20 protein-coding genes are annotated in these 23197 nt (G+C 68.9%); 6 read left to right on the forward strand and 14 right to left on the reverse strand.

Annotation, left to right across the window (positions count from 1 at the left end; genetic code table 11):
- The first annotated feature begins 10 nt into the window (after nt 1–10).
- Nucleotides 11–1396: a dihydropyrimidinase gene (hydA, locus tag ACFSXZ_RS27145; protein ID WP_378268030.1), complete on the forward strand. Its 1386-nt coding sequence runs from the start codon at nt 11–13 to the stop codon at nt 1394–1396.
- A gap of 13 nt (nt 1397–1409) precedes the next feature.
- Nucleotides 1410–2408: a TIGR03842 family LLM class F420-dependent oxidoreductase gene (locus ACFSXZ_RS27150; RefSeq protein WP_378268084.1), complete on the forward strand. Its 999-nt coding sequence runs from the start codon at nt 1410–1412 to the stop codon at nt 2406–2408.
- 3 nt (nt 2409–2411) lie between these two features.
- On the opposite strand, the gene ACFSXZ_RS27155 is transcribed toward ACFSXZ_RS27150, so the two are convergent.
- The 3 genes from ACFSXZ_RS27155 to ACFSXZ_RS27165 all read right to left on the reverse strand — a co-directional run bounded on the left by ACFSXZ_RS27155 (nt 2412) and on the right by ACFSXZ_RS27165 (nt 7191).
- The gene (locus tag ACFSXZ_RS27155) at nt 2412–5594 is read right to left on the reverse strand and encodes a DUF4132 domain-containing protein (protein ID WP_378268031.1); all 3183 of its coding nucleotides are present in this window, start codon (nt 5592–5594) and stop codon (nt 2412–2414) included.
- Between the two features lie 530 nt (nt 5595–6124).
- Nucleotides 6125–6274 carry a hypothetical protein gene (locus ACFSXZ_RS27160; protein WP_378268032.1) on the reverse strand — a complete coding sequence of 50 codons (150 nt, stop codon included), beginning with the start codon at nt 6272–6274 and terminating at the stop codon, nt 6125–6127.
- Between the two features lie 113 nt (nt 6275–6387).
- Entirely contained in the window at nt 6388–7191 is an 804-nt protein-coding gene (locus tag ACFSXZ_RS27165) for a siderophore-interacting protein (RefSeq protein WP_378268033.1), read from the reverse strand.
- Nucleotides 7192–7706: 515 nt separating this feature from the next.
- On the opposite strand from ACFSXZ_RS27165, the gene ACFSXZ_RS27170 reads away from it, so the two are divergent.
- Complete coding sequence (locus ACFSXZ_RS27170) at nt 7707–8741, forward strand: LacI family DNA-binding transcriptional regulator (protein WP_378268034.1); 1035 nt, start codon at nt 7707–7709, stop codon at nt 8739–8741.
- Between the two features lie 6 nt (nt 8742–8747).
- Here the strand turns inward: ACFSXZ_RS27170 and ACFSXZ_RS27175 are convergent, their stop codons facing one another.
- The 8 genes from ACFSXZ_RS27175 to ACFSXZ_RS27210 all read right to left on the reverse strand — a co-directional run bounded on the left by ACFSXZ_RS27175 (nt 8748) and on the right by ACFSXZ_RS27210 (nt 18013).
- Nucleotides 8748–10652 (reverse strand): FtsX-like permease family protein, encoded by a 1905-nt coding sequence (locus ACFSXZ_RS27175; protein ID WP_378268035.1) that lies wholly within the window; start codon nt 10650–10652, stop codon nt 8748–8750.
- Between the two features lie 3 nt (nt 10653–10655).
- A complete protein-coding gene (locus ACFSXZ_RS27180) occupies nt 10656–11426 on the reverse strand; it encodes an ABC transporter ATP-binding protein (protein WP_378268036.1) in 771 nt (256 codons plus the stop codon).
- 71 nt (nt 11427–11497) lie between these two features.
- On the reverse strand, nt 11498–12574 hold the full coding sequence (locus ACFSXZ_RS27185) for a vWA domain-containing protein (RefSeq protein WP_378268037.1): 1077 nt from the start codon (nt 12572–12574) through the stop codon (nt 11498–11500).
- Nucleotides 12567–13439: an AAA family ATPase gene (locus ACFSXZ_RS27190; protein ID WP_378268038.1), complete on the reverse strand. Its 873-nt coding sequence runs from the start codon at nt 13437–13439 to the stop codon at nt 12567–12569. Before ACFSXZ_RS27190 ends, ACFSXZ_RS27185 begins: the two co-directional genes overlap by 8 nt.
- On the reverse strand, nt 13436–14179 hold the full coding sequence (locus tag ACFSXZ_RS27195) for an XdhC family protein (RefSeq protein ID WP_378268039.1): 744 nt from the start codon (nt 14177–14179) through the stop codon (nt 13436–13438). Before ACFSXZ_RS27195 ends, ACFSXZ_RS27190 begins: the two co-directional genes overlap by 4 nt.
- A 14-nt stretch (nt 14180–14193) precedes the next feature.
- On the reverse strand, nt 14194–16545 hold the full coding sequence (locus ACFSXZ_RS27200; protein WP_378268085.1) for an aerobic carbon-monoxide dehydrogenase large subunit: 2352 nt from the start codon (nt 16543–16545) through the stop codon (nt 14194–14196).
- A gap of 53 nt (nt 16546–16598) precedes the next feature.
- A complete protein-coding gene (locus tag ACFSXZ_RS27205) occupies nt 16599–17117 on the reverse strand; it encodes a (2Fe-2S)-binding protein (RefSeq protein ID WP_378268040.1) in 519 nt (172 codons plus the stop codon).
- 2 nt (nt 17118–17119) lie between these two features.
- Nucleotides 17120–18013 (reverse strand): FAD binding domain-containing protein, encoded by an 894-nt coding sequence (locus ACFSXZ_RS27210; protein ID WP_378268041.1) that lies wholly within the window; start codon nt 18011–18013, stop codon nt 17120–17122.
- Nucleotides 18014–18245: 232 nt separating this feature from the next.
- Between ACFSXZ_RS27210 and ACFSXZ_RS27215 the strand changes: the two genes are divergently transcribed.
- Together ACFSXZ_RS27215 and ACFSXZ_RS27220 are read left to right on the forward strand one after the other, a co-directional pair.
- Entirely contained in the window at nt 18246–18896 is a 651-nt protein-coding gene (locus ACFSXZ_RS27215; protein ID WP_378268042.1) for a DUF6461 domain-containing protein, read from the forward strand.
- A gap of 170 nt (nt 18897–19066) precedes the next feature.
- Nucleotides 19067–20002, forward strand: a complete 936-nt coding sequence (locus tag ACFSXZ_RS27220) for a LysR family transcriptional regulator (RefSeq protein ID WP_378268043.1) — start codon at nt 19067–19069, stop codon at nt 20000–20002.
- 9 nt (nt 20003–20011) lie between these two features.
- On the opposite strand, the gene ACFSXZ_RS27225 is transcribed toward ACFSXZ_RS27220, so the two are convergent.
- The gene (locus tag ACFSXZ_RS27225) at nt 20012–20956 is read right to left on the reverse strand and encodes an SDR family oxidoreductase (protein WP_378268044.1); all 945 of its coding nucleotides are present in this window, start codon (nt 20954–20956) and stop codon (nt 20012–20014) included.
- 123 nt (nt 20957–21079) lie between these two features.
- Here ACFSXZ_RS27225 and ACFSXZ_RS27230 point away from each other — a divergent pair, with 123 nt between their 5' ends.
- Entirely contained in the window at nt 21080–21679 is a 600-nt protein-coding gene (locus tag ACFSXZ_RS27230; RefSeq protein ID WP_378268045.1) for a TetR/AcrR family transcriptional regulator, read from the forward strand.
- On the opposite strand, the gene ACFSXZ_RS27235 is transcribed toward ACFSXZ_RS27230, so the two are convergent.
- Both ACFSXZ_RS27235 and ACFSXZ_RS27240 read right to left on the reverse strand, forming a co-directional pair.
- A complete protein-coding gene (locus tag ACFSXZ_RS27235) occupies nt 21669–22661 on the reverse strand; it encodes a hypothetical protein (RefSeq protein WP_378268046.1) in 993 nt (330 codons plus the stop codon). The genes ACFSXZ_RS27230 and ACFSXZ_RS27235 overlap by 11 nt on opposite strands.
- Nucleotides 22658–23152, reverse strand: a complete 495-nt coding sequence (locus ACFSXZ_RS27240; RefSeq protein WP_378268047.1) for a SigE family RNA polymerase sigma factor — start codon at nt 23150–23152, stop codon at nt 22658–22660. The genes ACFSXZ_RS27235 and ACFSXZ_RS27240 overlap by 4 nt, the downstream gene beginning before the upstream one ends.
- Between the last annotated feature and the right edge of the window lie 45 nt (nt 23153–23197).

Consider the following 23197-nt stretch of genomic DNA (forward strand, 5'->3'; position numbering starts at 1 on the left):
GGTTCTCGCGATGCGAACTCTGATCAAGGGCGGGACGGTGCTGAGCGCCACCGGCGCGAGCCCGGCGGACGTGCTGGTGGAGGACGAAACGGTCGCCGCCGTCACCGCACCCGGTTTCCTGACCGACGCCGACCACATACTCGACGCCACCGGGAAATACGTGCTGCCGGGCGGAATCGACGCGCACACCCACATGGAGATGCCCTTCGGCGGTACCCAGTCGGCGGACACCTTCGCCACCGGCACCGAGGCCGCCGCGTGGGGCGGAACGACGACGATCATCGACTTCGCCGTGCAGGCCAAGGGAAGCACACTGACCGCGACACTGGATCGCTGGCACCACAAGGCGGGCGGTGAGTGCGCGATCGACTACGGCTTCCACATGATCGTGTCGGATGTCAACGACACGACGCTGAAGGAGATGGAGACCTGCGCCGAGGCGGGAGTCACCAGCTTCAAGATGTTCATGGCCTATCCCGGGGTGTTCTATTCCACCGACGGCGAGATCCTGCGGGCGATGCAGAAGGCCAGGGAAACCGGGTCGATGATCATGATGCACGCGGAGAACGGCATCGCGATCGACGAACTGGTGGCGCAGGCGCTGGCCGCCGGGCGCAGCGAACCGGTGAACCACGGACTGACCCGTCCGTCCTCTTTGGAGGGTGAGGCCACCGCCAGGGCGATCAGGCTGGCCCAGGTGACCGGCGCGCCGCTCTACATCGTGCACCTGTCCGCGGCCGAAGCGCTGTCCGCGGTCGCGGAGGCACGTGATGGTGGACAGAACGTCTTCGCCGAGACGTGCCCCCAGTATCTCTACCTGTCCATTGAGGACCTTGCACGGCCCGGATTCGAAGGCGCCAAGTACGTGGCTTCGCCGCCGCTTCGGGAGAAGAGGCACCAGGCGGACCTCTGGCGTGGGCTGCGCACGAACGACCTGTCCGTGGTGTCCACCGACCACTGCCCCTTCTGTTTCAAGGAGCAGAAGGAACTCGGCCGCGACGATTTCTCCAAGATTCCCAACGGCATGCCCGGCGTCGAGCACCGGATGGACCTCCTGCACCAGGGCGTCGTCGCCGGGGAGATCTCGCTCGCGCGCTGGGTGGAGACCTGCTCGACGACACCGGCCCGGATGTTCGGGTTGTACCCGCGCAAGGGCGTGATCGCGCCGGGGTCGGACGCCGACATCGTCATCTACGACCCGAACGCGAAGCAGGTGCTTTCCGCGGAGACGCACCACATGAACGTGGACTATTCGGCGTACGAGGGTTTCGAGATCACCGGCAAGGTGGACACGGTGCTCTCGCGGGGAACGGTGATCGTCTCGCCCTCCGGTTTCAGCGGCCGTGGCGGCCACGGGAAGTTCCTGCCACGCGAACACTGCCAGTATTTGACCTAGGAGGTTCGTGGCCGTGGATTTCGGTGTCGTGCTGCAGACCGATCCGCCCGCGCGGGAGGTGGTGCGGCTGATGAAACTGGCCGAGGACCGTGGCTTCTCCTACGGCTGGACGTTCGACTCCTGCGTGCTGTGGCAGGAACCGTTCGTGATCTACTCGCGCATCCTCGCCGCCACGTCGTCGATGACGGTGGGCCCGATGGTGACCAATCCGGGAACCCGGGACCCGTCGGTACTGGCGTCGCTGTTCGCGACGCTGAACGAGATGTATGGCAACCGGACGGTATGCGGGATCGGCCGAGGCGACTCCGCACACCGGGTCGTCGGCCTGCGACCATCTACTTTGGACAATCTACGGGAAGTCATGCACGTGGTGAAGGAACTCGCCGAAGGACGGGAAGCGATCCTGCGGGGGACACCGGTGCGCATTCCCTGGGTGCGTGACGGACGGTTGGAGATGTGGATGGCCGGCTACGGGCCGAAGGCACTGCGCCTGGCCGGTGAGCAGGCCGACGGCTTCATCCTCCAGTGCGCCGACCCGGCGATCGCGCGATGGACCATCGGTTCGGTGCGCGAAGCGGCACGGGCGGCGGGCCGTGATCCCGCCGGGATCACCCTGTGCGTGGCCGCGCCCGCCTACATCGGCGACGATCTCCCGCACCAGCGCGAGCAGTTGCGGTGGTTCGGCGGCATGGTCGGCAACCACGTGGCCGATCTGGTCACCCGCTACGGCGAGTCGGGACCGGTCCCCCGCGAGCTGACCGACTACATCGCCGGGCGGGAGGGCTACGACTACGCGCATCACGGCCGGGCAGGCAATCCCTCGGCGGACTTCGTGCCCGACGAGATCGTCGACCGGTTCTGCCTGCTCGGCCCGGCGAGCGCGCACGTCGAACGCCTCGAAGAACTCGCCGCGCTGGACGTGGACCAGTTCGCCGTCTACCTCATGCACGACCAACGGGAGCGCACTTTGGCCGCGTATGGCGAGGAGATCATCGGCAAGCTCGCCACCTGAGGTTCAAGTCAACGCGGTCAGGTCGGCCAGGATCTCGGAAAACATCACCGGGCCGAGCCCGTCGGCCAAGGTGATCTTCTCCAGCCGTCGCGTCTCCAGGCTGTCGATGTCTCCCCGGGCGAAGGGCGGGTCGAAGGCGACCATCGCGGACCACCCGGTGGGCGACGGGCGAGTGACAACCGCGACGTAAAAGTCGTCGTCGATTTCCCATCCCCGCGTGCGAAGTCCGAGCACACCACGCGGAGAAACCTCTTTCCCCACGAGTTGGTCGACCGTCGTCGCGCCGGCCGTGAACACCGGACGATCCAGTTGCCGGAATGGTTGCTTTATCCGGCGCGCGGCGAACACGTCCCGCCATTGTGCGGTCTGCTCGCCCAGCAGCGCGGGGTGCGCCAAGCTGACCATCGCGCCGGGAGGCAGATCCCGTTCGCCGTCCGTGACATCCACGGTCCTGCCGTCGCCGTTCACCCGGAACGGGACGCCGTCGGCGAGCCACAGCAGTCGCGGAACCAGCCGGCCCAGCACGGGATGGCCGGCCAGGAGCGTCCGGAACTCGTCTTCCGTCCAGCCGCGTTGGTCCACCATGGCCCGTTCCAGGCGGTTCACCTGATCGGCGGCCAAGGCACGGAGGTCCTTCTTGAACCCGGAAAAGCGTTTGTACGAGGCCGTCGCGAGTTCGTGATCGTCGGCTTCGCCCGGTTTGGGCAACGTCTTGAGCTGTTTGCCGTCCGCGTCGGTGATCCGCGGTTTGAGCTGCTCGTCCACGCCGACGACGAACCGGCGCGGACCGTAGTCCAGCGTGAGATCCCCCTGGCCGTCCAGTCCGAGATCGGGCACCAGACGGTCGGCCAGTTGCTCGGTGCTCAGACCGCGTTCCACGGAGACCGCGCCGATCTTTTCCCGGGCGCGTGCCTTGAGTGCCTTGAACTTCGTCCGCAGCGAGATCGCGTGGAGCCGGCTGAGCGCCAAGTCCGTGCCGATCCGTGCGAGGACGTCCAGACCGGCGACGGCGCGGGCATTCCCGCCGCTCCCCGGCCAGGTCGTGATCAGCGGGACCAGTTCGCGCACGGCATCGTCGTCGCCCAGGCTGCCCAGCGCGGCCAGCGCCCATCCGTCCTTGGACGGCATCCCGGCGTACAGCCATCGCTGGAACACCGTCAGCACGAACCGGGCCAGCCCGGCCCGGTCGCAGACCTGCCTGACCACTTCCAGGCCCGGATGTTCTTCTTCGCCGTCCCACAGCGCGAGCATGGTGAGGACATGGGCAACCGACTCGTCGGGCAGCGCGAAATCCTTACCGGTCAACGGAATCTGCGGCAACACCCGGGGGTCTGCCCAACTGCCCGGGACCGGCATCTTCGCCGGAACCACATCGAGGGGATCCATCTCCAGGATGGCCTCGACCGCGGACCTCACCTGTTCGCCGTAACTCCGTGCGGCCGTCAGGACATCGTTCCGGTTCATCGCGCGCAGGGCCGTTTCGGCGCACCGGCGTCGCACTCCGGCCTTGCCCACCGCGTCCGGCACCAACAGCGCCGCCGCGTCCGCACCATGCCGGGCCAGCCAGCCCACCGCGTCCGGGCGGACCGACTTCGACGTCGCCACCCAATGCGCCATCATGCGGGCGACGTCGAGGTGCAGGAACGGCCCCAGCAGGGGTACCAAGCTGCGCAACGACGTCCTGATCGCGCGGAGCAGGAAGGGCAGGGCGGCCAGTTCATACCGCGCCGCCAGCAGTTTCACCACGTCGTCGTAGATGTAAGGCCAGTTCGCCCGCCATTCGCCGAGCAGGGACAGGGTGATCTCGTCGGGTCCGGAGACCATCAGCGACACCGCAGCGTGGGTGTCGTGCTCACCCGCCCGGATGGCGGCTGCGGCCCTTTCCCAGTCCGTGTAACGCTGCCAGTGATAACGATGGGCCGAACCGGAGTACTCCTCGTACTCGCCCGGCAACCAGGTCATGCGGGGCTCCACGTTCGGGGTGAGACCGGTGATCACCGCCTGCCTGGCCGCCTTGCCTTTCCGGCGCCACGGCGGGGTCACCAGGGGCGCGGGCAGGGACTCCGGGGGTGCTTGCGGCATCCGGGCCACGGCTTCGGGTCCGAGCACGTGGGCCGCGAGCGCGGGATCGGCCAGTTTGAGATCGGCGAGCAACTGCGCGGCCGTCCCCGTTTTACCGGCCGCTGCCGCGGCTGACAACCGCCGCAGCGCGTCGGCGGGGTCGGTGTTCAGCAGTTCGAGCGCGGCCTCGTGATATTCGTGGGTGTAACCGGCCAGCAGCAGTTCGAAGGCTTTGGGGCGATCCAGCACCGCGAGCAGCCTCAGCAGGTCCTTCACCGGCTTCCGGTCGAACGCGGCGACCGCATGCGGCACCAAGGCGGGCCCCACCCGCTCGGCCAGAGTCCACAAGGTGCTCGGGTCACGCAGGTTGCGCGAGATGCCCGGTTTGGCCCGCAGCAACTTTTTGAGCTGTTCGTGAGAATCCAGAGAGTGCAGCAGCATGGCCCACAGGCATTCGTAGGGAGCCATGGCTTCGTTGGCGAGCAGGCGTTCGATGGCTTCGTCGACCCAGTCCTGACGGTGCGGCATCAGGTACGACACGATGACCCGGCAAGCGTCGTGGTCGCGACGCCGGGCGAGCACCCGTTCGGCTTCGTCGTACTCGGCCTCGGAGGCCACCGCGAGCAACGCACGCACCCGTTTGGCCGGTCTTTCATAGGCCCACGGGCGGAACTGCCAGCGTCCGAACGGCGGCGCGTGCGGCTCCACCACTCGCAGTTCATGGTTGACCTGGTTGCCAGGCGCATACTTGTCCCAATGGGCGTGGACCGCCACCGCGCCGAGCGCGGCGATCGCGTCGGCGGCGAAGACAAGCCCGTGCTCGACTACCAGGCCGTCCGCGATTTCGGCCTCGCACTCCCCTTGGCCCGGCAACAGGGAGACCAGCGCCGCCGCGCCGACCGCATCCGGCTTGCCCGAGCGAAAGTCCTGAACAGCGCTGACGCGCTCCGGCGCGCTGCGCGGGTTGGCCAGCGCGAAGTCCACAATGGACTCTCTCTCGGCACATCTGGCCCGCAGGACCGCGTCAGTCCCCCTCTCCACCCTCGGCACCGTGGGGCCGCCACGGCGGGCATGCACCAGATCCTGGTACTCGACGGGGATATCGAAACTTCTTTCGACAGCCATGCACACGCCTCACAATCCGGATCGCGTCGCGGCCCACCTTAGCCGCCCGGCATGACGGTCGGTTGCCGGGCTTCGCAGGATGGTCAGGCTCGACGATCATTCATGGTGGGCACCAGACGAGATTGCTTGCCGGCATCATGAACCGGCGCATTGGCCGCTCTCGGCCTACCTGGCCGCGCGAATGGTCCGTTCGCTCGGCTTAATTGTACCCGAAAGTGTGTAAAACATCAGTTCGATACGCCGGTAGACTGTGGACATGGCGGATTGACTCCGGAGCACGTGTCCTCGCTGAGTGACACGGCGGGGCTGGATGCGTTGCGGGAGGCGGAGTTCCGGCGGCGCCGGATCTACCGGGATGAGTTGGTGCTGGTGGCCGAAACGAGGCCCGGGGTATCGCGACCAGCCGGGGTCTCCATCACCACACGGTCGCGCTGCTACGAGACATCCTCAACCTCAACTCCAAAGAGGCACAGCGGATGGCTGGGCACGCCGAAGCGTTGTGCGGCACGGTCACGCCTACGGGCGCCCGCTCAAACTCGACCGTGGTACTCCGTCTCGATCCAGGACACGATCGCCGGCCGCGAGACCGGATCACGAAGCCACTGGTAGTAGGCCTGCCGGGTGATACCCAGCACTCTGCACGTCACCGCGGCCGGCACCCGCACGGAGGCGCCGGCCACGAGGCCAAGCCTCATACATCAGGTGCCGACCAAACCCTGGGCAGACCTCGGCCATATTAACCAGGGTCGAGCCCGGGCAAGCAGGAAACCACGCCTGCCTTCGCCAAACCGGCTCAGCGATCTCCGGCGGCCCTCTCAGCCGCTTTTTCGGCCCGCCATTCCTCGTCGGTGGCGCCGCGGCGCCAGTAACCGGAGATCGAGAGCAGGTCCTTACGCATTCCGCGTTCGTCGAGCAGATGGCGGCGCAGTTCACGGACGAAACCGGCCTCGCCGTGCACGAACGCCTGCACGGTACCGGGGAGGAATTCCATTTCCCGCACGGCGCGGACCAGACCGGAGCCCGCCGATCGGTGCAGCCAGCGAATCTGCGCGTCCGCTTTGGTGGCCAGGACCTGTTCCTCCGAAGCGTCGGCGACCTCGATGAACGCATAGGCCGGAACGCCGGGCCGCAACGCTTCCAGGGACGCCGCGATGGCGGGAAGGGCGGATTCGTCGCCCGCGAACAGGTGCCAGTCGGCCTCGTCACCGGGGGCGTAAGCCCCGCCGGGACCGGAAATCAGCAGTTCGTCGCCGGGCTTCGCGGTCGCCGCCCACGGGCCCGCCACGCCCTGGTCACCGTGGTGCACGAAGTCGATGGACAGTTCACCCGCGTGGCGATCGTACTGCCGCACCGTGTAGCTGCGCATCTTCGGCCACTGCTCCCGCGGCAGCTCGGCGCGGATCGTGCCGAGGTCCAACGGCTCCGAATAGGCCACGCCCGGCACCAGGAAGTGCACTTTGACGTAGGCATCGGTGAACTCGTTGGGCGTGAACGACGCCAAGCCGTCGCCCCCGGCCACGATTCTGATCATGTGCGGCGTCAGCCGCTCCGTGCGCAGGACCCGCAAACGGGTCACCGGCCTGGCCTTTCCCGGCATGCGAACTCCTGTCGACTCCTGTGCCGTCCCGGACACCTCGTGAGTAAGGCTACCCTAAGAGTCTGCGAAAGTCGCGCAGGGCGGAGATCAACGCGTTACCACCCCTTCACGCGAAGAAGTTGCGAAGAAGCCCCGGTTGAACACGGGTCAGCCATGTAAGTTTCACCATCGCGACCGAAACCACCTGCCGGTTCGGGGTGGCACGTTGAACCGGGACACCGGCGCCATCACCATCGTCGCCCGTGCCGCGAACAGGAAGCAGTGGAGCGATGCGAGAGGAAAACCCGGGGGTGACCCACCGCCGGATACCCGCCAAAAGCGATCACATGATCGCTACCAGTCGGTCGGCAGACCGGCAACCCGGTGACGGCCGGGTGAAACTTGCAGTGCGGTTTTGTGCGGGATCGGACGAGACCTTCGCCAAACGTTCTGCCGCGTCCTTTGCACGATAGGCTGTAAAAGCACGGTCACAAACCGTGTATTTCGTATGAATATTTTTCGTGTTGGAGGTGGGCGTGACCACTGTTGAGCTGCCCGACACCCGGCCCACCCTGGCCGATGTCGCGCGCACTGCCGGCGTGTCGTCGGCAACGGCATCCCGGGTGCTCAACGGGTTTCCGCGAGTTCGGCCCGAAACCCGCAAGCAGGTCGAGTCCGCGATGGCGGAGCTGGGTTATGTGCGACGACGCGCGGCCAGGATGACCAGCACACCACCACGGACGCGTTCCGTGGCGTTCGTGGTGTGCGAGGAAGGGCTGCGATTGTTCGCCGACCCGTATTTCGCGCGCGTGGTGTTCGGCGCGACCCGCGAGCTGACCGCGGCGGGCATGCAACTCGTCCTGTTGACCGTTCCGTCCACAAAGGACTATCAGGCGTCCGCGGTGCACTACCTCAGCAGCGGGCACGTCGACGGCGCGTTGTGCGTGAGCATGCACGGCAGGCGCCCGCTCGACCTGGAAAACGTGGGCATTCCCGTGGTACTGGGCGGAAGGCCCGTCTTCGGTGAAGGCGAAGGCCGTTTCTCCTACGTCGACGCCGACAACTGCGGCGGAGCGCAGACCGCGGTGCAGTACCTGATCCAGAAGGGGCGGCGCACCATCGGCACCGTCGCCGGTCCCCGCGACATGCCCGCCGGTGCGGACCGGCTCAAGGGTTACCGGCAGGTCATGGCCGCGGCCGACCGGTCCGACCACGGGCTCGTGGTCTTCGGTGACTTCGGCCAGGCCTCGGGCGAGCACGCGACGAGGAGGCTGCTGGAACGAAGACCGGACGTGGACGCCATCTTCGCCGCTTCGGACCTGATGGCCCTCGGTGTACTGCGCGCGCTGCGCCGCGCCGGGCGCAAGGTTCCCGACGACGTGGCGGTGGTCGGCTTCGACGATTCCCCCATCGGCAGGCACACCGATCCGCCGTTGACCACGATCCGCCAGCCCATCGAGGAAATGGGCGCGCGGATGACGCGGGAACTCCTGGCCATGATCGCCGGAAGCCCCGCCCCTCCGCGTTGCGTCATCCTCGACACCGACCTGGTGATCCGCGACTCCGCCTGAACCCGTTCACCGGCCTTCCCCAGCAAGGAGCGTGACCGGCGCGGGCCTCGTCGCCGACAGTGCGGTGAGCACGCTGGTCACGCTCACGGTCAGGACGGTGCCCGCCAGAATGAGCAGGAACGGCACCCACGGCACGAAGAACACCTGCGTGCCGCTCATCCGGTTCATCGCCCGCCCGATCCCGGTGAGCGGGCCCGCCGCCGCGAGCGTGCCGAGCCCCACGCCGATCGCGGCGACCACGCCGGATTCCACGAGCGCCATCCGCACCACCTGACCGCGGTACAGACCGGAGGCGCGGGCCGCCGCGAACTCGGCCCGCCGCTGGGCACCCGCGATCACGATCGCGTTGATCACCGCGACCACCGCGTACCCGCCGGAAAGGCCCAACAGGACGGCCATGATCCGGGTGTTCATGGCCTCCTGGGCCGAGGCCGAGGCCTCGAGCCAGTCGGCGATGGTCGTCACTCGGGCCCCGGCGGTGCGGTAGGTGGCGGCGACGGCCGTGGCATCGGCGCCGGGCACGAGACGCACCAGCGTCTCCGTCGAGGCGCCGTCGTCGGAAGAAGCAGCCACCTCGCGAGGGATGAGCACACCCGGGCCGCCGTTCACCTGATCCGGCAGGATCGCGGCAACCCGCAGTCGCAGATCACGTCCGCCGACAGTGGCCTGGACCAGGTCTCCGAGTGAATCGTCATGGCTCTCGGTCATGGCCATCGTCATTCCGCGCAGGTCGGCGAGCGACGATGGCGTGAGCGGATGGACCTTCGCGTAGGACTCCGGGTCGACCGCGAGCGCCCGGACGTTCTTGGTCTTGGCCTTTTGTTTGGCGTCGTAGCTCGTGATCGTCATCGTCACGGGCGTCTCCGCCGACGCCACGGCGACGCCTGGCACGTCGTGCGGCACCGGCCCGGCCGACTCCACCACGAGGTCGGCCGCCGTGTTCTGTGCTTGGGCGGCCCGCGATGCCGCCGAGATCGTCCCCAGCGTCCCGGAAAGGCTCAGCACGAGCGCGACCAGGACGAGCAGCGGCGCGGCGGTGGAGGCGCTACGCCGCACACCGTCGCGTAGGTTCGCCTGGGCGAGCATCCCCAGCGTCGAACGGCGCAGGAAAAGACCGAGTACCCGGCCTGCCAACGGAACCACCAGCGGGCTCAGCACACTCAGCCCCACCGCCGCGGCGATCGCCCCGTTGACGGCCAACGGTATCGCGGCTTCGTCGGACGAGGCCGGTGTGAGGATCACCAAGGCGAGGGCGCCCCCGAGAAATAGAATTCCGGAGAACCAGCGGGGACCGGTCATCACCTTGGCCGCCTCGCCCAGATCCCGTAGTGCCTCCAGCGGTAGTACCTTGGACGCTCGCCGCGCCGCGGCGAGCACACCGAGCACGGCGATCCCCACGCCGATACCGGCCGAGACCGCCAGGATCCAGCCCTGCCAGCGCACCGAGAAGTCCGGGGGCAGGAAGTCCAGGCCGACCAGCAACGCCGCCTGCCACCGCTGGACCACGAGGCCGGCCGGCACCCCCGCGAGCGTCCCGATCAGGCCGAGCAGTATCGCTTCGGACAGCAGCAGGCGCCGGACCTGGCCACGGCCGGCGCCGGTCAGGCGCAACAGTGCGAGGTCGCGACGCCGCTGCGCGACGGTGAACGCGAAGGTGGAGGCGACGATGAAGACCGCCAGGAAAGTCGCGATCGCGAGCATCATCGCCAGCAGGGCGACCGCGGCCGAATAGCCGTCGCGCAGCCGCTCCGCGTCCTGGAGCGAGAGGCCCGGCGGCAGTACCGGGGACGCGGCGGAGACCAGGATCAGCAGCGAGGACTGGACCAGTGCCACGCCAAGGGTCACGATCAGGACGGCACCGGCGAACAGGCTGCGGCGCTCACGAAAGGTCGCCAGGGACAGCTGGAACATCGCTCAGACCCCCGTGCCGTTCTCGATCCGCGCAAGGCGGGCGGCGACTTCGTGCGCGGTGGAGCGGGCGATCTGGTCGACGACGCGGCCGTCCGAGAGGAAGACCACCGAGTCCGCGCTCGCCGCGGCGGCCGGATCGTGGGTGACCATCACGATGGTCTGCCCGGCCTCGACCAGGTTCCGCATCAGTCCCAGTACCGTCCGCGCCGCCTTCGAATCGAGCGCGCCGGTGGGTTCGTCGGCGAACAGCACGGCGGGCCGGGTGATCATGGCGCGTGCGATGGCCACCCGCTGCTGCTGGCCACCGGAAAGCTCGCGAGGACGGTGCCGCGCCCGGTCGCCGAGGCCGACGCTCGCCAGCACCGCACGAACGTCCTTTGTGGACACCCGCCGCCCACCGAGGCGGAGCGGGAGCGCGACGTTCTGTTCGGCGGTGAGCGAACCGATCAGGTTGAAGCTCTGGAACACGAACCCGATGTCCCGCCTGCGGAGCGCGGTGAGCTCGGCATCCCCGGCCGCGGTGATGTCCGTGGTGGTGTCACGGCCCGCCAGCAGAATCTGGCCGCTGGTGCACCGCTCCAGCCCGGCGGCGCAGTGCAACAGGGTCGACTTTCCCGAGCCCGACGGGCCCATCACGGCCGTCCACGATCCGGCGGCGAAGCCGAGGCTGACCCCGTCGAGCGCCCGGATTCGTTCCCCCTTGGTGCCGTATTCCCTGGTCACCGCCCGCAGCGCGACCGCTGTCGCGCTGCGTACCGAGATTGCCTTCGTCATGGCGGAAAGCTCACCAGCCGGGTGCGGCGGGGTCACCGGTACAGCCCCCCGGATCCCGGGTGGGGCCCGCCCTACCCGGCCACGGCGGCGAGCAGGTCGTCCACGGCGTCGAGGCGGTGTGCGCTGACCACCGCGTCGCAGTAGGGCCACACGGCCGCCATTCCACCGGCCAGTGGCCGGTATCCGGGCTTGGCGGTCCGTGGGTTGACCCACACGATCCGGTACGCCAGGCGGGACAGACGGGCCATCTGCGCACCGAGCACGGCCGGATCGCCGGTTTCCCAGCCGTCCGAGACGATCACCACGACCGCGCCGCGGGCCATCCCCCGCGCGCCGTGGACATCGAGGAACTCGCGGAGGGTTTCGCCGATCCTGGTGCCCCCGGACCAGTCCGGTGCCTGGTCACCGGCCCGCCGCAGCGCGGTGACCGGGTCGGTGGCCAGCGCACGGGTGAGCCGGGTCAGCCGGGTGGCGAAGGTGAACACCTCGGCGCGCGCGCCGCCAGCCGCGCACACCAGCAGTTGCAGCATGGCGCGCGCCTGCGCCTGCATCGAACCCGAAATGTCGCACAGCACAACGAGTTTCCGCGGTTTCTCGCGGGGCACCCACCGGCGCAGCGCCGCCGGTTCACCACCGGACCGGCGGGCCCGCCGCAGCGTCTCGCGCAGGTCCACACGACGGCCGGACGCCGAGGGCCGTTTGCGCCGGGACCGGCGCATCGGCGTGACCAGCCGGAATCTCCGCATCAGCTCGATCAACCGGGCGAGTTCGCCGGCGTCCAGATCCGCGAATTCCCGCGCGGCCAGTCTTTCCACGCCACTCGCCAGCTCCCCCACCTCGCGGCGGGAGCTCTCCGCTCCGGTGTCCGGGCCCGGCGCGCCGACTGCGGCGGGGGCGGCTCGCGCGGCCGCGTAGGCGAGGTTCTGCTGCTCCCCGAAAACGGTGATGAACACCTGGGTGAGCGTGGCGATCTGGTCAGGTGAGGAGACGAGCGTGGCCAGCGCGCACCAGTACAGCTCCTCCGGGCGTGTGGGCGAGAGCAGGGTGATCGCACGCGCGAAACGGGCCGATCGGTCGGCACCGACGGCCAGACCCTGTGCTCGCAACGCCTCGCCGAAGCGTGCCGCGAGCGTGGCGAGGTCACTCACCGGCGACCTCGGCCAGTGACCCCTCCGCGCGTGCCCGGTCCTCCTCGTACTTGAGTACCGCGCTCATCGTCAGGCGCGCGGAGTCGGCGTCCAATGTGGACACACCGAGCGCGTGGAGCGCCCCCGCCCAGTTGATCGCCTCCGCGACGCCGGGAGGCTTGTACAGTTCGAGCCCGCGTAACCGCCCTACCGACCGAGCCACGCGGCTCGCCAGCCAGTCCGCGACGCCCGGCACGCGCAGCCGGATGATCGCGGCGACCCGTTCGGTGTCCGGGTGCGTGATCCAGTGGTAGAGGCAACGCCGTTTCAGCGCGTCGTGCAACTCGCGGGTGCGGTTGGAGGTCAGGACGGTCAGCGGCCGGAACCGCGCTCGCCGCGTGCCCAGTTCCGGGATCGTCACCGTCGCTTCCGCGAGCAGTTCGAGCAGGAACGCCTCGAACTCGTCGTCGGCGCGGTCCACCTCGTCGATGAGCAGCACCGCCGGTCCGGGCCCGGGGTACTCGATCGCCGACAACAACGGCCGGGCCAGCAGGTAGTCCTCGCTGAACAGGTCGGCCTCCGAGGGTTTTTCGCCTCGGGCCTCGGCGAGCCGGATGCCGAGCAACTGCCGGGGATAGTTCCACTCGTAGAGCGCGTCCGCCGACGACAGCCCTTCGTAGCACTGCAACCGGATCAGCTCCGTGTCGAGCGCGCGGGCCAGTGATTTCGCCGCCTCGGTCTTGCCGACGCCGGGCTCTCCTTCGAGCAGGATCGGCTGGGCCATCGCGACCGCGAGGAACAGCGCGGTCGCCAGGGCCTCGTCGGTCAGGTAGCCGACCGTCTCCAGGCGCCCGGCCAGTTCCGCGGGCGTGGCGACCCCGCTCACGGTGTCTCCGGGGCCGGACGGGTCCCGATCAGTTCGGCGAACACCGAAACCGCGATCTCGGCCGGGGTCCGGGCGCCGATGTCCAGGCCCGCCGGGGTGTGCAGCCGACTTCTGTCCTCTTCGGACACTCCGAGTGCCGCCAGCACGGCCGCGCCACGGCGTCTGCTCGCGATCAGGCCGATGTACCGGACACCGGCCGAAAGCGCCGCGCGCAGCACGGTGTCCTCGTCGCGTCCGTGGGTCGCGACCACGACCGCCTCGGTGTCCTCGGGCAGATCCACGTCCGTGCCGGTGACGCGACCGGCCCGCACGTCGTAGCCCAGTTCACGGCCGACCGAGGTGATCGCCCGCGCCACCGGGGAAGCGCCGAAGACCACCACCATCGCCGGCGGCAACTGCGCCTCCAGGAAGATCTCCAGCGCGCCTCCCGACAGGCATGGATTCCCGACGGTGAGCACTCCTTCCTCGCACCGCTCTCGCGTGGCGTCGGGGGTGATCCGCAGCAACAACGGCACCGCCGAATGCCCGCTGCCGAGCAACCGCACCCCCTGCGAGCGCACGGTCTCCTCCGCGCAGTCACCGCCGACGAACCCCTCGATCGTCCCGTCGGGCAGTACCAGCGCGCAGTCGCCGGGCTTCGCGCTGGTGGGCCGTTGCGCACGCACGACCGTCGCGAGCACGAACGGCCTGCGACCGGCCCGCAACGAGTCGGCGTGCGCGAGCAGTTCCGTACTGGCCATCAGACCCCGCCCTGTCAAGAGAGTGCCAGATCCGTCCGAAGTGGACTTCCTTGGACCGCGCACCACACGGCCGCCGGGGTCAGCGGCATGTCCGCGTGCCGCACGCCGTAGGGCTTGAGCGCGTCGAGCACCGCGTTGACCACGGCGGCGGGCGAGCCCACCGTCGCCGACTCGCCGATCCCCTTCGCGCCGATCGGATGGTGCGGTGACGGCGTGCAGGTTTCGCCGAGTTCCCACGACGGGCACTCCATCGAGGTCGGCAGCAGATAGTCCATAAAGGACCCACCCAGATGGTTGCCGTCCTCGTCGAACGCCATCACCTGCATCAGTGCCATCCCGACGCCGTCGGCGAGGCCGCCGTGCACCTGCCCTTCGACGATCATCGGGTTGATCCGCACCCCGCAGTCGTCCACCGCGACGAACCGCCGCACCTTGACCTGGCCGGTCTCCGCGTCCACGTCGACCACGCAGAGGTAGGCACCGAACGGGTAGGTCAGGTTCGGCGGGTTGTACACACAGGCGGCATCGAGGTGCCCTTCCACCCCCTCGGGCAGTTCGAGACTCGAATGTGCCGCCATCGCGATGTCCTGAATGGACTTCCCGGCCTCCGGGTCGCCTTTGACGAACCAGCGGCCCTTCTCCCATTCCAGGTCGACCGGGTTCACTTCGAGCATCGCGGAGGCGACGATCCTCGCTCGCTCACGCACCCGCCGCGCCACCACGGCGGTCGCCGCGCCGGACACCGGCGTCGAGCGCGACCCGTAGGTCCCGAGCCCGAACGGTGTCTGGTCGGTGTCGCCGTGCACCACGTCGATGTCGTCCGGTGAGATGCCGAGTTCTTCGGCCACGATCTGGGCGAAGGTCGTCTCGTGTCCCTGTCCCTGGCTCTGGCAGGACAGCCGCAGGACGGCCTTTCCGGTCGGGTGCACGCGCAGTTCGGCACCATCGGCCATGCCGAGGCCGAGAATGTCCATGTGCTTGCGTGGCCCCGCGCCGACGGCCTCGGTGAAGAACGCCACGCCGATGCCCATGAGATCCTTGCTGCGGCCCGAGGCGTTCAGCTCTCGCCGCTGCGCCTGTTCCGAGCGCAACTCGTCGTAGCCCGCCTTCTCCAGTGCCAGCCGCAACGTCCGGGGGTAGTCACCGGAGTCGTACTCCCAGCCCGTCTTGCTGTGATAAGGGAACTGCTCCGGCCGCAGAAGGTTCCGCATCCTCAGCTCGGCCGGATCCATGCCGAGGTCGTAGGCGAGCACGTCGACCATGCGCTCCACGAGATAGACCGCTTCGGTGATCCGGAACGAGCAGGCGTAGGCGACGCCACCGGGCGCCTTGTTCGTGTAGACGCCGGTGACCGAACAGTGCGCGGCCTCGATGTCGTAGGAGCCGGTGAACACGCCGAAAAACCCGGCGGGGAACTTCGTCGGCTGCGCGGTGCCGTTGAACGCCCCGTGATCGGCCAGCACGCGGACCCGGATGCCGAGGATCTTACCGTCCGATGTGGACGCTATCTCGCCGTGCATGTGATAGTCACGGGCGAAGGACGTGCTCATCAGGTTTTCGGAGCGGTCCTCCACCCACTTCACCGGCTTGCCCGTCACGATCGACCCGACCACCGCGCAGACGTAACCCGGATAGATGCCGACCTTGTTGCCGAACCCGCCGCCGATGTCCGGCGACACCACGCGGATCTTGTGTTCGGGCAGCCCGGCGACCAGCGCGTAGATCGTGCGGTGCGCGTGCGGTGCCTGCGTCGTGGTCCACACGGTGAGCTTGCCGGTGATCGGGTCCATGTCGGCGATCGCGCCACAGGTCTCCATCGGTGCCGGATGCACCCGTGGGTACAGCATGTCCTGTTCGGCGACCACGTCCGCGGCGGCGAACACCTCGTCGGTGCGCTCGCGATCACCGCTTTCCCAGTCGAAGATGTGGTTGTCCGTGCGGCCTTCCAGGTCGTCGCGGATCACCGGGGCGTCCGCGTCCAGCGCCTTGCGGGCGTCCACCACGGGTGGCAACGGTTCGTAGTCGACGTCGATCAGTTCGAGCGCGTCCCGCGCCGAATACCGGTCCTCGGCGATGACGAACGCCACCTCCTGGCCCTGGAACCGCACCTTGTCGGTGGCCAGCACGGCCTGCACGTCATGCGAGAGCGTGGGCATCCAGGCCAGGCCGAGCCCGGCGAGGGTCTCGCCGGTGATCACGGCCCTGACCTTCGGGTGCGCCTCCGCCGACGTCGTGTCGATCGAGGTGATTTTCGCGTGGGCGAACGGGCTGCGCAGCACCGCGCCGTGCAGCATCCCGGACAAGGTGATGTCGTCCACGTAGTTGCCGTGGCCCCGGATGAATCGCGCGTCTTCCTTGCGATGCATCCTGCCGTAGCCCACCGGCGTCCCAGCCTGCTGGGCGTGTTCTTCGATCGCGGTCACGCCGGCACCTCACTCTCAGAGGTTTCGGAGGTCTCAGAGGAAACCTCGGCCCTGGCCGCCTCGTGTTCGGCGGCCCAGCGGACCGAGCGCACGATGTTCTCGTAGCCGGTGCACCGGCAGATCTGTCCGGAGATCGCCTCGCGAATGTCCTCTTCGGACGGATCGGGATTGTGGTCGATCAGCCACCGCGCGGTCATCATCATGCCGGGCGTGCAGAATCCACATTGGAGTCCGTGGCACTGGATGAAACCCTGCTGCACGGCGTCCAGTCCGTCGGAGTCCGCGAGCCCTTCCACGGTCCGGACCCGGTGCCCGTCCGCCATCACCGCGAGCACCGTGCACGACTTCACCGGCACCTCGTCCAGCCACACCACGCACGTGCCGCAGTTGGACGTGTCACATCCCCAGTGCGTGCCGGTCAGGCCCAGCGTGTCACGAAGGAAGTGCACCAGCAGCAGCCGCGGCTCGATGTCCCGCCGATACTCCCGGCCGTTCACGGTCACGCTGATTTCCATGCTCACCCCTCCGTTCCCGCGTCCGTTCCGTGCTGTCCCCGCCAGCGTTGCCTGGCTTGCCGTAACGCCCGGGTGGTGAGTGTCGCGGCGAGGTGCCGCTTGTAGCCGGCCGGGCCGCGCTGGTCCGCGACCGGCTCGCAGTGCTCGGCGGCGATCGCGCCGGCTCGCTCGAACCGCTCGTCCGTAGCCGGGCCACCGACGAGGAACTCTTCGGCCTCCGGCGCGTGGAATCCCCGTGCCCCCACCGCGGTCAGGCCGATCCCGGCCTCGGCAACCTGGTCACCGTCCAGCCGTAGCTCCGCGCCCGCGGCGGCCACCGCCCAGTCCCCCGCGCGCCGTTCGACCTTCTGGTAGGCCGACGCCGACGAGCGGATCGGCACGCGAAGCGCGACCAGGATCTCGTCGTCGCCGACCACCGTCTCGTACGGCCCGGTGAAGAACTCGCGGACCGGCACGACCCGTTGCCCGTCGGCGCCTTGGATCACCGCCTCGCCGCGAAGGGCCGTGAAGACCGCCGACAGGTCCTCGGACGGATCGGCCTGGCACAGCGAACCGCCGACCGTGCCACGGTTGCGGACGACCGGATCGGCGATCAGGCGCTCGGCGTCGTGGAAGATCGGGAAATGCTCACCGGCCACCGCCGAGGCGAGCAGGTCGGCGTGCCGGACCATCGCCCCGATGGTCAGCGTGTTCTCCTGGATACCGATCGTGGCCAACTCGGCGAGGTCGTTGATGTCGATCAGGGCCTGCGGCTGGGCGAGACGCAGCTTCATCATCGGGATGAGACTGTGGCCGCCTGCCACCAGCCTGCTTTCGGGCCCATACCGGCTGAGCAGGCTCAGTGCGTGCTCGACACTGGTCGCCTTCTCGTACTGGAACTGCGCGGGAACCTGCATCTTTCACAAGCTGCCGCCGTACCGGCGAGGGGACAACGGCTGGTTAACCCTTCCCTTATGGGCCCTGGTCACCGAACCCGCAGGACCCGGTGAACCGGAAGAGATGGACGAGAATTCTCTGCGCTACTCTTCGCCGTCCAGACTCGCGCGACCGGCACCGAGATGGACCGGTCAGAGGCACTGAGCGCGGTTCGAGCCCGTCGGCGTGTGAGACAAGAGAAAGGAGTTCACGATGCCCACCCCCGGTTTCCCGCCCCACACCCTCGATGACGACGGATGCCCGATCTGGATCACCGAACTGGCCAACGACGATCCGAACCACACCCTGCACGTGGTCCGCGGCCTCGAACCGGCCGCCGCACTGGAGGCCGTCGGCGCCAAACCCCACTTGTTCCAGCCCTGCGAACTGCCCGAGCGGAAGCCGGACGAGTGGAGCTCACTTCCTGCCGCGGCACTCGGGATCACACCAGGCGACTGCGCCGCGCTGCTCGCGGGACGCGTCGGGGAATGGACTTTCGTCTACGACGACGCCGGAGCCACGGCCGGCGATGAGACGGTGGTGCTTTCTTTGTCCGAAGACGGACGTACCGCGGCGACCAGCACCTACACCATCAACGCGGACGCCAGCCTCACTTACGCCGTCAACGGCGAACAACTCGCCTGGATCGACGTCGACAGCCTCGACCTCGAAACCGATCTCGCGGACCTGCCCGACGAACTACGCGCCGCCTTCGAAGCGGCCGGCGTCGTGGAGGACGAGGATCTCGAACCCGGGCAAGCCGACTACGACATCACCATGCGCGCCATCTGCGCCTTGGCGGGCCTGCAGACGACCCTCGAAGACCTGCGCAAGCTCCCCCTGCTGGGCACACCGCTCGGGTGAGTTCGTGCCCCTGCGCCGACCAGCGAAAACGCTGGTACCCGCGCAGCTGTCGGCAACTGTGCCGATCGTTACCAATCCGACCACAGCCACGGCGGAAATGGATCTATACAAGCAGATTGGCTGCGGAGAGTCTCCGCCTGCTTTTGGCCGGATTGGTAAGCTGGAGGGTCATGACCCTGGGCCAGCTCAGTGCCTTCGTGATGGTCGCCCGGCTCGGCTCGGTGACCGACGCGGCGCGGGCGCTGGGGGTCAGTGAACCCGCGGTGTCACAGGCGCTGGGAGCGCTGCGGCAGCACCACGGCGACAAGCTGATCGTGCGCACCGCCGAGGGCATGACCCTCACCCCGGGCGGAAGCAGGCTCCTGCCGATCGCGTCCCAGATGATCGCTCTCGGCGCCGATGCCGACGCCGCGGTCCGCGAGGCCAACGGCGTCGCGGAGCGGCTCCAGATCGCGGTCACCAGCACCATCGGCGAGTTCGTCGCGAACCCGCTTCTGGCGGCGTTCAGCACGCGGTCCGGACAGGCCGTCGACGCCTCCGCCGGGCTCGCGCGCGTCGCCGAAATGCCGGTACTGGTGAGCAACCGGCTCGCCGACGCCGCGCTGGGCCCGTGCCTGCCGGGCGCGCTGGAGTCCACCCCGGTCTTCCGCTGCACGCTGGTCGCGGTGGGCTCGCCGCGCGACCGCCACCGTGGTCCCCCCGCACGGTGGCGGTGGCTGGTCGGTCCCTCGGGTGCCGATGCCGAGAGCGATGTCGCGCAGATCCTGCACCGGCTGGGCGTGCCCGATTCCGAAATCAGCGTGTTCCCCAACCAGACCGCCGCCTGGGCCGCCGCGGCCGGCGGAGAGGGGGTGTCGATCGCGGTCGAGCACCTGGTCGCGCCGCAGTTGCGGCGCCACGAACTCGCGATCGTGCCGACTCCCACCACCCCGGCGACGGTCTGCTGGCATCTCACCACCCTGCCCAGGGATCGCCGGTCGGTCGCGGCCGGATCCCTGCTGCATTTCCTGGGCACACCGGCCGCGATGCAGGTCATGCGCTCGCCGGGCAGCGGCGTGCCGCCCTCGCGGTTCCGGCCCCCGGTCTACGTCACGATCTGGAGCTGAGCGTCCGGGTCAGCCGTGCCGCAACCAGATCTCCTCGGCGCGACGGCCGGCCTCCGGGTCGAAGTAGTCGCCGGTCTCGAGGTTCTCCAGCAACGTCGGGTGTTCCGGCACCCAGCCCAGCAATGCCTGGGTGTGCTCGCTGGAGACGGGCACGTCGAGAGAGAAAAACCTGGCCAGGAAAGGGTTTCCGAGATGCTCGGCGGCCTGCTCGAGGGTCAGTGAGACAGTGGGAATGCCGAGTGACCGCGCGATCCGCTCGGCGATGCTCCTGATCGTGACAGCGCTTTCTCCGACGCCGTGCAGCACGCTTCCGGCGGGAGCTTTTTCCAACGCCAGGCGGAAAACCCGGGCGGCGTCCAGACGGTGGACGGCGGGCCAGCGGTTGGCGCCGTCACCGATGTAGGCCGAGACACCCGCCCTGCGCGCGGCCGCGATGAGAGCCGGGATGAACCCGTGGTCACCCGGGCCGTGCACGGTCGGTGCGAGCCGCACGACGCCGGCTCGGACTCCGCGATCCGCGAAGGCCAGACAGGCGCGCTCGCCCGCGATGCGAAAGGCGGCGACCGAATCCGGATCCGGCGCCTCCCGCTCGCTGCCGACCCGGCCCGCCCTGGTGACCAACGTGCCCGACGTGCTGACGAACGGTTTGCCGGACCCGGCCAGCGCCTGGCCGAGAGCCTCGATCGCGGCGCGGTCGCGACGCGCGAGGCCGTCCGGATCGGCGAAGTCGCCGCCGTAGGCCATGTGCAGGACACCGTCGGCGGCTTCGGCGCCGCGGCGCAGACCGTCGAGATCATCCAGGGATCCGCGATGTGGTGTGGCACCCAGCGCCTCCAGCTTGGCGGCGGCGGCATCCGAGCGGGCAAGGCCGGTGACGGTGTGGCCCGCCGCGACGAGCTCGGAGACGACGGCGGGGCCGGTCTGGCCCGTGCCCCCGGTGACGAAGACATGCATGGAACGCTCCCGTTTTACGCCAGTTGATGGCACTACTTAGCGCCAGTGACTGACTCTACGCGTAGTGTCAGTCACTGGCGCAAGGTGAGGCCAGTCACTGGCGCAACACGGTAAGGTCGGGGGGTGCCACGGAGCGGAGCAGAAGCGCGCCGCCGCCTTCGGCAGGCGGCGCTGGAGTTGTACCGGGAACGCGGGTTCGACCAGACCACAGCGGCGGAGATCGCCACCCGGGCCGGGGTCAACGAGCGCACCTTCTTCCGGCACTTCCCGGACAAGCGCGAGGTGCTCTTCGATGGCGAAGCCGACTTACGCGCCGGCCTGATGCGGGCGGTCATTGAAGCGCCCGAGAGGCTGGAGCCGTTCGAGGTACTGCTGTGTGCCTTCCGGAAATCCGCGCGGAACCTGGAGGAAAGCCGCCCGTTCTCCGAACCGAGATGGAAGATCATCGCCGTGACGCCGGCGCTCCGCGAACGCGAGTTGGCCAAGCACGCGTGGCTCACTGAAGCCGTGGCGGAGGCGCTGCGGCAGCGCGGCGCCGGTGCCGGATTGGCCGACCTCGCCGCCCGGACCGGTTGGGCCGCCTATCAGCACGCGGTCCAAGCCTGGATCGACGACCCTTCGAAGAGCTTGGACGCGCACCTCATCCGCGCCTTCGACAATCTCCACGCACTCTCCGCGACCGTCCTTTCCGGACAGAAGCGGGAGCGGGAAGTCAGTTCATGACCACGGAAGCGGCGACCGCGGGCAGCACCGAGGGGTCGCCCTCCAGTTCCATGACCTGAAGCGACCGGCCGGGGAACTGGCGAACCACGGACCGTCCATCCCCCGATACGGAAAGGTCGATCCCGTCGACCACCGCGTGCCGCCCCGGTGACGGCTCGGTAGTCCCGGTGGGCGACCGTTGCGGCACCGAGACACCTCTGGACGCCGTGACGACCACACAGTTCGGCATCTTGCCGGCGACGCTGCCGGCGATTGCGCCCGCGCCGGCGCCGGAACCGGTGGGACACAGGGTCACCGTGTCCTGGGAGGCCGTGCCACGCCTGGTTGCCACGCTCAGCCCGGCGGGAACCCGCAACGAATGGATCAAGGTCGGTACCGGGGCCGGCGCGAGGCGCACGGTATCCGCGAAGACCAGCAGCTGATCGGGAGTCACGTACTTCACCTCAGCGCTGACGGCGACCCATTTACCCGGCGTCAACGGCCAGCTGACCTGTGTCGTGGAGTTTCCCAACCACCGCAAGGACGCCCGGGTACCGTTGACCGAGACGGTGGTCGGCGGAGTGTCGTAGCCCGTTTCGGGATCGTTGTCGGAGGTGACGACCGTGTACTCCAGGCCGCCCCAGTCATAGGCCGCCAACGTACCGCGTTCGCTGATCGTCCAGCTGGTGAGCTGGGCATCGCCGGCCTTGACGACGGTGAACGGCAGCGAGGACGCCGGCACCACGAGGGGATCGGACGGCGGGGCGGCCGCCTGCACCTGCGGCGCGGGCGCGGGGGAACCGTGCTGGCGCGCCAGCCCGAGCCCGACCGAGAGCCCCGCGGTGATGACCACGACGGCGGCCGCCGCGCCGACCACGCGCCGACGGGTCCGCACCCGCCGGTACCGCCGCTCGGCACCGGAGAAGACCTCTCCGGGTTCCGGCGCCAGAGGTTCGCGTGCACGCAGGATCTCTCGCAGGTCGTCCAGTTCGACCATGGTCACGCCACCTCCAGTTCGTTCCTCAAGCGGATCCGCAGGGCGGACAGGCCCCGGGAAATGTGGCTGCGGACCGTGCCCACCGCGCAGCCCAGCACGGCCGCGATCTCGTTGTCGTCACGGTCCTCGTAGAACCGCAGCACGATCGCCGCCTGCTGGGCGCGGGACAGGCCGGAAAGCAGCCCCGCCAGCTGGTCGTGGTCGGCGATGCGGGTGGCGGGATCGGCGGTGGCGGGCTCGGCGACCCAGCTCGTGTCCGCTATCGGCCGAACTGAGCGCTGATACCAGCGACGCCGCCAGGACAGATAACCGTTGACGACCATTTTGCGCAGATAGAGGTCGGGGCGGTCCGCGGCCGAAACACGTGACCAGCGCAGATGCGCGCGCACCAGCGCGTCCTGCACGATGTCCTGCGCCAGGTCACGATCCCCGGTCAGCACGGCCGCGAACCGCACCAGCCCCGGCAGTTGTTCTCGGGAGAACTCCTCGAACTGCACATCAACAGGATGCGCGGACCCCCGGATGAGTTGCGCTGTCGTCCC

It is taken from the genome of Amycolatopsis pigmentata (assembly GCF_042684065.1).
Classification (GTDB): domain Bacteria; phylum Actinomycetota; class Actinomycetes; order Mycobacteriales; family Pseudonocardiaceae; genus Amycolatopsis_E; species Amycolatopsis_E pigmentata.